12 protein-coding genes are annotated in these 9,600 nt (G+C 37.7%); 10 read left to right on the top strand and 2 right to left on the bottom strand.

Annotated features, from left to right (window positions below; genetic code table 11):
- The first annotated feature begins 253 nt into the window (after positions 1–253).
- The 10 genes from M3Z76_RS19380 to M3Z76_RS19335 all read left to right on the top strand — a co-directional run bounded on the left by M3Z76_RS19380 (position 254) and on the right by M3Z76_RS19335 (position 7,443).
- The gene (locus M3Z76_RS19380) at positions 254–1,264 is read left to right on the top strand and encodes a tripartite tricarboxylate transporter substrate binding protein (RefSeq protein ID WP_293929834.1); all 1,011 of its coding nucleotides are present in this window, start codon (positions 254–256) and stop codon (positions 1,262–1,264) included.
- Between the two features lie 56 nt (positions 1,265–1,320).
- Positions 1,321–1,773: a tripartite tricarboxylate transporter TctB family protein gene (locus M3Z76_RS19375; RefSeq protein ID WP_293929833.1), complete on the top strand. Its 453-nt coding sequence runs from the start codon at positions 1,321–1,323 to the stop codon at positions 1,771–1,773.
- 14 nt (positions 1,774–1,787) lie between these two features.
- The gene (locus tag M3Z76_RS19370) at positions 1,788–3,314 is read left to right on the top strand and encodes a tripartite tricarboxylate transporter permease (protein WP_293929832.1); all 1,527 of its coding nucleotides are present in this window, start codon (positions 1,788–1,790) and stop codon (positions 3,312–3,314) included.
- Positions 3,315–3,506: 192 nt separating this feature from the next.
- The gene (locus M3Z76_RS19365; protein ID WP_293929831.1) at positions 3,507–4,289 is read left to right on the top strand and encodes an SDR family NAD(P)-dependent oxidoreductase; all 783 of its coding nucleotides are present in this window, start codon (positions 3,507–3,509) and stop codon (positions 4,287–4,289) included.
- An 80-nt stretch (positions 4,290–4,369) separates the two neighbouring features.
- Positions 4,370–4,744 (top strand): CidA/LrgA family protein, encoded by a 375-nt coding sequence (locus M3Z76_RS19360; RefSeq protein ID WP_293929830.1) that lies wholly within the window; start codon positions 4,370–4,372, stop codon positions 4,742–4,744.
- 1 nt (position 4,745) lies between these two features.
- Complete coding sequence (locus tag M3Z76_RS19355) at positions 4,746–5,423, top strand: LrgB family protein (protein ID WP_295657511.1); 678 nt, start codon at positions 4,746–4,748, stop codon at positions 5,421–5,423.
- Positions 5,424–5,454: 31 nt separating this feature from the next.
- Positions 5,455–6,414: an NAD(P)H-dependent flavin oxidoreductase gene (locus M3Z76_RS19350; RefSeq protein ID WP_293929828.1), complete on the top strand. Its 960-nt coding sequence runs from the start codon at positions 5,455–5,457 to the stop codon at positions 6,412–6,414.
- A gap of 20 nt (positions 6,415–6,434) precedes the next feature.
- Complete coding sequence (locus tag M3Z76_RS19345; RefSeq protein ID WP_293929827.1) at positions 6,435–6,707, top strand: UPF0223 family protein; 273 nt, start codon at positions 6,435–6,437, stop codon at positions 6,705–6,707.
- 47 nt (positions 6,708–6,754) lie between these two features.
- The gene (locus M3Z76_RS19340) at positions 6,755–6,907 is read left to right on the top strand and encodes a YpzG family protein (RefSeq protein ID WP_293929826.1); all 153 of its coding nucleotides are present in this window, start codon (positions 6,755–6,757) and stop codon (positions 6,905–6,907) included.
- A gap of 98 nt (positions 6,908–7,005) precedes the next feature.
- Positions 7,006–7,443, top strand: a complete 438-nt coding sequence (locus M3Z76_RS19335) for a GNAT family N-acetyltransferase (protein WP_293929825.1) — start codon at positions 7,006–7,008, stop codon at positions 7,441–7,443.
- Positions 7,444–7,508: 65 nt separating this feature from the next.
- On the opposite strand, the gene M3Z76_RS19330 is transcribed toward M3Z76_RS19335, so the two are convergent.
- Together M3Z76_RS19330 and M3Z76_RS19325 are read right to left on the bottom strand one after the other, a co-directional pair.
- Entirely contained in the window at positions 7,509–8,252 is a 744-nt protein-coding gene (locus M3Z76_RS19330; protein WP_293929824.1) for a LytR/AlgR family response regulator transcription factor, read from the bottom strand.
- Positions 8,249–9,520, bottom strand: coding sequence for a GHKL domain-containing protein (locus M3Z76_RS19325; RefSeq protein ID WP_293929823.1), 1,272 nt, complete (start codon positions 9,518–9,520; stop codon positions 8,249–8,251). Before M3Z76_RS19325 ends, M3Z76_RS19330 begins: the two co-directional genes overlap by 4 nt.
- Positions 9,521–9,600 lie beyond the last annotated feature (80 nt).

Below are 9,600 nucleotides of genomic sequence, written 5' to 3'. Positions count from 1 at the left end.
AGAAAAAGAGAGTACAGGAACGAATATTCGTTCCTGTACTCTCTCACTTGTGCCTGAGGGACTTTTTCAGTGCCCTCTTAGAAAAGCAGAGGCTTTTCTGACAGCTCTTTGTCGTTTTACAATCTGTGAACATTATGAACAGAATATGTATTAATAAACAATTTAGAACTAATAGTCGTAATATTGTGAAATGTATACGCTTTCAATTAAGGTGTATATAGATTCATAATAATAGTTTTAAGGGGGATTAATTATGTGGAAAAAGCTTAGTGGTTTAGGGGCTGCGCTTGTCTTAAGTTTAGGATTAGCTGCATGCGGTGATTCAAGTGGCTCTAAAAATTCAGGGGAAAACTATCCAACAAGCAATATTACAATCGTTGCACCATCAGGGGCTGGTGGCGGTTGGGATTTAACGGCTCGATCAATTGTTAAAATTATGTCTGAAACAAAATTAGTGGACAAAGCGATTACTGTAGAAAATAAAGCTGGTGGTGGCGGTGCTGTATTTATGGCGCAGTATGCCACAAAAGAAGCAAATAACGATTATATGCTAATGACAAAATCACCACCAATTTTAATTAATAATTTAAAAGCAGAGGGCAATAGCCCATATGGCTATAAAGATACAACACCGCTAGCACAATTAACGCGCGATTATGGTGCAATTGTTGTTGGTAAAGATTCACCATTTAATACATTAACAGATTTATTAGAAGCTATTAAAGCAGATCCACAAGCAGTAACGTTAGCAGGCGGCTCTGCACCAGGTTCGATGGATCATTTAGTAGCAGTATTACCAGCATACAAATACGGCATTGACCCAAAAACAGTGAAATATGTATCGTATGATGGTGGTGGTGAAGCGATTGCAGCATTGCTAGGTAACAATGCAGACGCGATTGCAACAGATGCTTCAGCGATTGGTGCGTATCTTCGTTCTGGTGATGTAAAAGTATTAGCAGTTAGCTCAACGGAACGTTTAGCAGGCGATTTAGCAGACGTACCAACATTTGCTGAAGCAGGCGTTGATGCAGAATTTACAATTTGGCGTGGGCTATTTGGACCGAAAAATATGTCCGATGGTGCAAAGGCATATTGGGAGGAGAAGCTAGCCGAAATGGTAGAAACGGATGAATGGAAAGCAGAGTTAGAGCGTAATGGCTGGGCAGCAGAGTATCGCAATGCAGCAGATTTTACAAAGTTTTTAGAAGAGCAAGAAGCAGTTATTGGTGATTTATTAAAAGCCTTAGATATGCATAAATAATATGCGCAGGGGCGACTGAATAGCAGGTCGCTCCTTTCTTAATAGGAGGTGTAAGCATGAAATTTGATAAAATCGCAGGGGTTGTTTTTTTAGCCATTGGTATTTTATTTATTGTAGGGAGCTTAAATATTTCAAATAATGCATATGGCTCGACTGTAGGGCCAAAAACTTTTCCGTTAATTTTAGGTATTATTTTAGCTATTTTAAGTTTGCGTTTATTGTATGAAGCTTTTACAGCGAAAGTAAAAGAAGGTAATACGGAAAAGGAAAAATTGAACTATAGTAAGTTTGCTATTATTTTTGGGGCAGCACTTGGCTATGCCTTTTTCTTAGAAATTATCGGCTATGTTGTGGCGACATTTTTATTTTTAGTCATAGCCTTCCAAACGATGGAACGCGGAAAAATCATTTATACATTGATTATATCAGCAGTATTTTCCTTCGGTGTTTATTTATTTTATGTCAATTTACTTGGGGGAGCATTACCGAAGTTCCCACTATTTTCGTGAAAGGAGTGTAGCTAATGGGCACATTACAATATTTAATGGATGGCTTTGCGATAGCTTTTCAGTGGCATAATATTTTATTTGCTTTAGTCGGCGTAGTCATTGGGACAGCGGTCGGTGTGTTACCAGGGATTGGACCGATGAGCGGTGTCGCTTTATTAATTCCAGTAACTGCTACTTTAACAGCTGGTATGCCGATGGAATCGGCAGCAGCAAGCTCCATCATTTTATTAGCAGGTGTATACTACGGAGCAATGTATGGTGGCTCGACAACATCGATATTATTAAATACGCCAGGAGAGTCTTCCTCTGTTGTGACAGCATTAGATGGTTATCAAATGGCACAGCAAGGGCGTGCAGGCTCGGCATTGTCGATTGCTGCAATTGGTTCATTCGTTGCAGGGATTGTCGCATTATTAGGCTTAGTTATTTTAGCACAGCCTTTATCAAAGGTTGCCTTAAAATTTGGCCCTGCTGAATATTTTTCATTAATGCTGCTCGGTTTAGCTGCTGTCAGTGGCTTAGCAGGAAAGTCGATGACGAAAGCATTAATTATGACAGTTGCAGGGTTAATGTTAGGTACAATTGGGATTGATGCAGTCTCAGGAATCGCCCGTTTTACATTTAATCAGCCTGTTTTATTTGGTGGCTTAGAGTTTTTAACGATTGCCGTAGGTTTATTTGCTTTAGGTGAAGTGATTAAAACAGTTTTAGAGAAGGATACAGCTGATGAGCCTGTTGCAAAAATTAACCGTGTATTGCCAACAAAGCAAGATTTAAAGGAAAGTGCAATGCCAATTACGCGTGGCTCTTTACTAGGCTTCTTTATTGGGGTATTACCCGGTGCAGGAGCAACACTTGCTTCATTCTTCTCCTATATCACGGAGAAAAAGGTAAGCAAAAATCCTGATTCTTTCGGAAAAGGGAATATTGCGGGTGTGGCAGGACCCGAGTCTGCTAACAATGCCGCATCTGGCGGAGCAATGATTCCTTTATTAACATTAGGTATCCCTGGCTCAGGAACAACAGCCATTTTAATGGGCGCATTAATTATGTACAATGTTCAGCCAGGCCCATTATTATTTGAGGATCATCCAAATGTAGCATGGGGCTTAATTGCAAGTATGTTTATCGGCAACTTAATGTTACTTGTATTAAATATGCCGTTGATTCGTGTATTTGCAAAAATTATTCAAACACCGAAAAAATACTTATTACCAATCATTGTAGCTATTTCTTTTTTTGGTGTATACGCAGTACAATATACAACATTCGATTTATATTTATTGCTAGGCTGTGGTGTGCTAGGTTACATATTATCAAAGCATGACTATCCAGTAGCACCGCTTGTACTAGCATTAGTATTAGGACCAATGATTGAAAACAATATGCGTCGTGCTTTAACGATTTCAAATGGTGACTGGAGCATCTTTGTGACAAAACCATTATCATTAGTATTTTTAATTGTTGCAATTTTATGGTTAGCAGTACCATTATTATTAAAGTTCTCAGGACGTAAAGTGATTGTGAATGAAGAGGATTAAGGTTAGGTGTCAGGCACGCACACAATTATGATGACAAAGACTTGAAAACGCTTATGTTTTCAAGTTTTTTTGTGTGGGTGCCAGGCACACACACAATTTACACACAATTCATCGTAAAGTTCCAATAGGTGAAATATTTACGGAATTTTCATATAATTATAGATGAATTAACTAGATAGGGGGCAATTATGGATGGAGCTAGGTTTAACAGGGAAAGTAGCAATCATTACAGGCGGAAGTAAAGGAATTGGCTATTATACAGCATTACAGCTTGCACAAGAGGGGGCATCTGTTGTGTTATGTGCGCGTGGTGAAAAGCAGCTGGAGGTTGCGGCTGCGGCGATTAAAGAAAAAACAGGTGCACAGGTGTTAATCGTGCCCGCTGATATAACAAAGGAAAAGGAATGCCAGAAAGTTGTGACGAAAGCAGTGGAGCATTTCGGGCGACTTGATATTTTAGTAAATAATGCTGGGACAGCATCTGCCAATCCATTTGAGCAAGTGGGCAGTGAGCTGTGGCAAAGCGATTTAGATTTAAAACTGTTCGGTGCAGTAAATTGCGCGAAGGCAGCAATTCCGCATATGAAGGCAGCAGGTGGTGGCTCGATTATTAATGTCACGGCTGTATTAGCAAAAACGCCACCTGCATCATCATTGCCAACAACAGTTAGTCGTGCGGCAGGTCTTGCTTTAACAAAGGCCATGAGCAAGGATTTAGGAAAATATAATATTCGTGTCAATGCAGTATGCATCGGGCTTATCCGCAGTGATCAAATTGAAAAGCGCTGGAAAAATGATGCACCTAACTTAACATGGGAGGAGTATTCACAAAAAGTAGGTGAAACGATTCCTTTAGGGCGAATTGGCAACACAGAGGAAGCAGCAAATGTTATTACATTTTTAGCTTCTGATGCTTCGTCTTATGTGACAGGTACTTCAATAAATATTGATGGTGGTTCGGGTGGGGCTTTATAGCGCCACCTTTTCTTTTCAGCCCTTGTGGACATATTATTTCGGAAGGCGTACAATATGGGGGAAGAAAAGAGGTCTTTGTTATGCAAATTATACGAACAATTGTCCAAATTGGTATATTGACAATTTATTATTATTTAGGTGTTGTCATTGTGAATTGGACAGGTATTTTTATCCCTGCAAGCATTGTGGGGCTTATTTTATTATGGCTATCGCTATACTTCAAATTAATAAAAGTACAATATATTCAAGATGGAGCAACATTTTTCTTAGCCTTTCTAACATTATTTTTTATTCCTTCCACAGTGGGAGTAGTTGACCATCCAGAGCTGTTGTCGAAGGCTGGGCTTTATTTAATTTTAGCTGTTATTTTGAGCACACTTGTCGCAATTGCATTGACAGGTAAATGGAGTCAGTGGATTGAGAAAAAGGAAGCAGCAAAGGACGGTGAGCAATAATATGCAAGCAGTTTTAGCCATTCTTAGTACAATTATTTTATTTTTAATTTATCAAAGACTTTATGCAAAATGGAGCAAGCCTTACATGCTGCCAATTTTGACAACAGCAATTACACTTGTTGCTGTACTATTAATATTTAAAATTCCATATTCTACATATATGGAAGGCGGACAATGGATTCATAAAATGCTAGGGCCTGCTGTTGTAGCACTTGCATACCCATTGTATAACCAACGTAAGCTTGTTTTTCAATATAAATATTCTATACTTTCAAGCTTGCTTGTAGCGATGCTATCAGGGCTAGTTAGCGTTTTTTTATTGTTGAAAGGCTTTAAGGCATCACATGCATTTCTATTAACAGCATTACCAAAATCATTAACAACACCGATTGCCATGCAAGTGAGCGAAACAATTGGTGGTATTGTGCCATTGTCTGCATTGCTTGTCATGATTGCAGGTTTTACTGGTGCGTTGTTAGGTCCTATCATTTTTAAATTAGCAAAAATTGATACAGCAATTAGCCGAGGTGTTTCACTTGGTAGTGCCTCACATGGTGTTGGCGTATCGAAATTGACAGAGTATGGGGAAAAGGATATATCAATTGGCTCATTAGCAATGGGCTTAAGCGCAGTGTTAGGAGCATTTATTTGTCCATTGTTTGCGCTTGTTTTTTTATAGTATTTCCGAGGAAATAAAGGGGGGATTTTTTATGAAATGGGAAACACGTATTACACAGCTTTTAAATATTGAATACCCAATCATTCAAGGAGGACTTGCCTACTTAGCATATGCAGATTTAGCAGCAGCTGTATCGAATGCAGGGGGCCTTGGGCAAATTACTGCAATGAGCTTGGCAACTCCTGATGATTTACGCAGGGAAATTGAAAAGGTTCGCACATTAACAAATAAACCTTTTGGTGTTAATTATGCAATCGGTCAACATGGGAAAGACTATGAGGAGATGGTGAGGGTTGCAGCTGAAATGGAAGTACCTGTTGTGACAATAACTGGTGGCAATCCAGCACCAATTTTTGATTTGCTAAAGGATGCACCATGTAAAAAGCTTGTTCTTGTAGCGGCACGACGCCAAGCACAAAAGGCGGAGGAGCTAGGTGCAGATGCTGTGATGGTTGTTGGACAGGAAGGCGGCGGACATTTAGGGCGTGATGATGTTGGCACAATGGTACTCGTACCACAAGTAGTTGACCATGTATCCATCCCTGTCATTGCTTCGGGAGGCATTGGCGATGGACGCGGCTGGATGGCAGCACACGCACTTGGTGCAGAAGGAATTGAAATGGGCACACGCTTTATTGCGACAAAGGAATGTGTACATGCTTCCAATGCTTATAAAGAAGCACTTTTACACAGCGCAGAATACGATACAACTGTTATTAAACGGTCGATTGGTGCACCAGCACGCGCATTGCGCAATGAATTTACAGAACGTATTTTACAAGTAGAAAGCGAAACACCCACATATGAGGCATTGAAAGATTTGATTAGTGGCAAGGCAAATCAACGCTTTATTTATGATGGTGAGAGTACAGCAGGCTTTGGCTGGGCGGGGCAAGTAGCAGGCTTAATCCAAGATGTGCCCACAGTTGCTGAGCTAATCGAGCGCATGGTTGCACAGGCTACTGCGATTCGGGTAAAATGGAGCGAATAATAAAAAGGTAGGTACGTGAAATGGAATATTCTTATCCACTATCAACAGATTGGACAACAAAGGAAATGGTCGATGTCGTACATTTTTTTGAGGTTGTCGAGGCTGCCTATGAAAAAGGCATTAAACGTGAGGAAGTAATGGCAAAATATCGCCGTTTCAAGGAAGTTGTTCCTTCACAGGCGGAGGAAAAAACGATTTTCCGTGATTTCGAAAAAGCAAGTGGCTATGTCAGCTATAAAGTAGTCAAAGAAGCAAAAGAATCCGCAGATGGTGTGATTATTCGTATCAAATAAGTGCATACTAATAACGATTTCACTTTTGTACAGAGGAGGCGGAACAAATGGGCAAGAAGGACGAGCTAGATCCGAAATCTCAAAAAATCCACCAGAACTGGACGAGAAACAAGCAGCAAAAATCTCAAGTAAATGGTGAAACGGAGGTAACACTCCACAACCAAATGCTGAGAACCGCTGCCAAATCGAAACAGCTCTAGCTAAAGTGAATGAAGCCTCTATAAACAATTGTTTATAGAGGCTTTTTTATAAGCAGGAATTCTTTCGCACTATAGCGAATATTTCGGAAGGGGGAGATATGATGATTCAATTTAAAGAAATAGATAGAAAAAATTTTTGGGATGTTATTGATTTAAAGGTGGCAGAGAAACAAAAAAATTTCGTCGCTTCAAATTTATTTTCATTAGCACAGGCAAAAGCCTATCCAGAATGTGTTTGTCAAGCCATATATGTAGAAGAGGTACTTGTTGGCTTTGTGATGTACTGTATAGATGAGGATGACCAGGAATATTGGATTTACCGTTTAATGATTGATGAGAAATTTCAAGGAAAAGGCTATGGCAAAGCAGCAATGGAGAAGCTAATTGTACATATTAAGAAAGACGTGAATCACCATGTCATTTACTTAAGCTTTGAACCTAAGAATCATTTAGCAAAACGGTTATATGAAAAGCTAGGCTTTAAACCAGATGGGCGAGTGATTGATGGTGAAATTGTTTATCAGCTGACTTATTAGGAGAAAAAGCTGCGATTCGTTCAACGAGTACAGCTAATGTTCACGATAGTGAAAAACAGAGGAGCTTACTGTAAGCTCCTCTGTTTTAATAGACATTTTTGTAATCCACCTTGATATGTTAATGACGTTGGGATAGTTAGCCCATTGTGTAAAATGACTTTTCGCTCTTTTTTATTGATTTCTTGTACATGTTCGATGTTGACAATATAGCCACGATGGCAACGTACAAAGCGCTCGTCTATTTTTTTCTCAATATCCGATAGCTTATCATAAAATGTGTGTATACCATTTTTTTCTTTCAATTCAATTTTATGTGGTCTTACTGATGTTTGGAAATAATAAATATTTTTATAAGGAATTTGCTTAATATATTCACCAACTTTTATAGCAAATGCTTGTTGATCATTGGAAGAAAAGAGACGGTCATGGTGTTTAATCGCTGCCTGCAATGCACGATGCACATCATTTTCAAATGTGTCTGCATTTTTTATGACAAAATCTAATGCAGCAATTTGATAAGTAAAGGTCATTTTTAATTTATCTGCATGTGTTGTCACAAAAATAATAGAGGCAGTAGGTTGGTGCTCCCGAATTGCTTTAGCAATATCAAAGCCTGTTAATGTATCATTCAAATCAATATCAAGCAAAAAGCAATCAGCATCATACTCCTTTATAAATGATAGCACTTCATTCGGGGTTGAAGCATTCAACACAATCTCAATTTGTGAGTGTGAAAAAATATAGCTTAAAATTACCTTTTGCAATCGTTGACGATGGATTGTATTGTCTTCACATGTCACAATTCTCATAACTTCCCTCCAATTTGCAATTCTTGAATAAAACGATTTCCTTCAACTTGTGTATTTAAAATAGCATGAGGATACTTATAAAGTAATTCTCTGACAGTTGTCAATCCAATACCGCGCCCTTCACCTTTTGTTGAAAAGGAGTTTTCAAAAAGTGAGGTGATATCAAACCCTTGTACATAAAAATTATTTTCAATAACAATAATTGTTTCTTCCTCTGTTTGAAACAGTGCAAGGTGAATTTGAGGTTGCGTTATTTCTTGGCTGGCTTCAATGGCGTTGTCCATTAAAATACCAATAATTCTTGTTAAATCTATACTTTCCATCGCAATTGCTGTAATAGGCTGTGGAATTTCTAGTTCAATAGGAATTGGTGCACTGCTTGCATAAAGTAACTTAGATGATAACAGACTCTTTAACTCCATTACTTCAATTTTTCCCAATTGCCCAATCAATTTATTTTCAAACAATGTATTTTGTTCCAATGGTAAAATATTTTGATAAAAATATTGTTGTAGGTTTTCCATATCTTGCTGGTCAATTAATTCACGCATAGACAATAAAATATTATTATAATCATGACGAAACTTGCGCATATCCATATTGACCTTTTCTAAAGATTGAATATACACATTAAACTGTTGCTGTGCAATTTCTCTTTGTTTAATTTCCTTGTTTTTATTTAAGTTATAGAGGAAGAGTGCGGTTCCAAGTAATAACAGTGCAATATAAGCTATTTGCACAAAGAAATTTGCCTTCACAAGCTCTTTATTTGTTTGGGCATCAATATAAAAAACATTGATGTAAAATACAGTGAGCGTGAGAGCGATAATGAATAGTAAAAACCATTTAAATGCGTTAGGAATTTGAAAAGAAATCATTTTTCTTCTTATGTATTGTTTATAAACAAAAGCAAATCCCAAAAATAAGATAATAAATAGTGAATAACTAACTAAATGATTGATAAATAAATTAGATAAGTTACTTGTAATAAGTTGTGAAAGATTATCTAAAAAAATAGCAGTTAGTATAACAATCAACACATCGAAAATAACGAAAATTCTTTTAGTCAATCGATAGAATCCTAAAATAATAGTTAGAATGAGTAAAGGAATAGCTACTAACTGGGAGACATAAATAGCTATTAACAAACTAGGTAATATAATCAATACAAGATATATGAAAAGATGTTTTATATTTAGTTGAATATTTAAAATATAAAATAATGTACTAATAAGAACAACAGATTCAAATAAAAAATAAATTAGCATGTCTGATACTATGTCAAGAAAATGGACAGAGGAAATTGAGATTTCGCTCTGAATCTATCGCGCTATCGCTTGCTCGCCTC

The organism is Metasolibacillus sp. (assembly GCF_025291715.1).
Taxonomy (GTDB): domain Bacteria; phylum Bacillota; class Bacilli; order Bacillales_A; family Planococcaceae; genus Metasolibacillus; species Metasolibacillus louembei.
Note: the sequence above shows the minus strand (reverse complement) of the source record. Positions and strands in the feature narration are given on the sequence as shown.

What these genes read in the sequence shown, in the direction of transcription:
- M3Z76_RS19380 (WP_293929834.1), top strand. Translation starts at nt 254, where the DNA reads ATGTGGAAAAAGCTTAGTGGTTTAGGGGCTGCGCTTGTCTTAAGTTTA.
- M3Z76_RS19360 (WP_293929830.1), top strand. Translation starts at nt 4,370, where the DNA reads ATGCAAATTATACGAACAATTGTCCAAATTGGTATATTGACAATTTAT.
- M3Z76_RS19365 (WP_293929831.1), top strand. Translation starts at nt 3,507, where the DNA reads ATGGAGCTAGGTTTAACAGGGAAAGTAGCAATCATTACAGGCGGAAGT.
- M3Z76_RS19370 (WP_293929832.1), top strand. Translation starts at nt 1,788, where the DNA reads ATGGGCACATTACAATATTTAATGGATGGCTTTGCGATAGCTTTTCAG.
- M3Z76_RS19375 (WP_293929833.1), top strand. Translation starts at nt 1,321, where the DNA reads ATGAAATTTGATAAAATCGCAGGGGTTGTTTTTTTAGCCATTGGTATT.
- M3Z76_RS19325 (WP_293929823.1), bottom strand. Translation starts at nt 9,520, where the DNA reads ATGCTAATTTATTTTTTATTTGAATCTGTTGTTCTTATTAGTACATTA.
- M3Z76_RS19340 (WP_293929826.1), top strand. Translation starts at nt 6,755, where the DNA reads ATGGGCAAGAAGGACGAGCTAGATCCGAAATCTCAAAAAATCCACCAG.
- M3Z76_RS19335 (WP_293929825.1), top strand. Translation starts at nt 7,006, where the DNA reads ATGATGATTCAATTTAAAGAAATAGATAGAAAAAATTTTTGGGATGTT.
- M3Z76_RS19345 (WP_293929827.1), top strand. Translation starts at nt 6,435, where the DNA reads ATGGAATATTCTTATCCACTATCAACAGATTGGACAACAAAGGAAATG.
- M3Z76_RS19355 (WP_295657511.1), top strand. Translation starts at nt 4,746, where the DNA reads ATGCAAGCAGTTTTAGCCATTCTTAGTACAATTATTTTATTTTTAATT.
- M3Z76_RS19330 (WP_293929824.1), bottom strand. Translation starts at nt 8,252, where the DNA reads ATGAGAATTGTGACATGTGAAGACAATACAATCCATCGTCAACGATTG.
- M3Z76_RS19350 (WP_293929828.1), top strand. Translation starts at nt 5,455, where the DNA reads ATGAAATGGGAAACACGTATTACACAGCTTTTAAATATTGAATACCCA.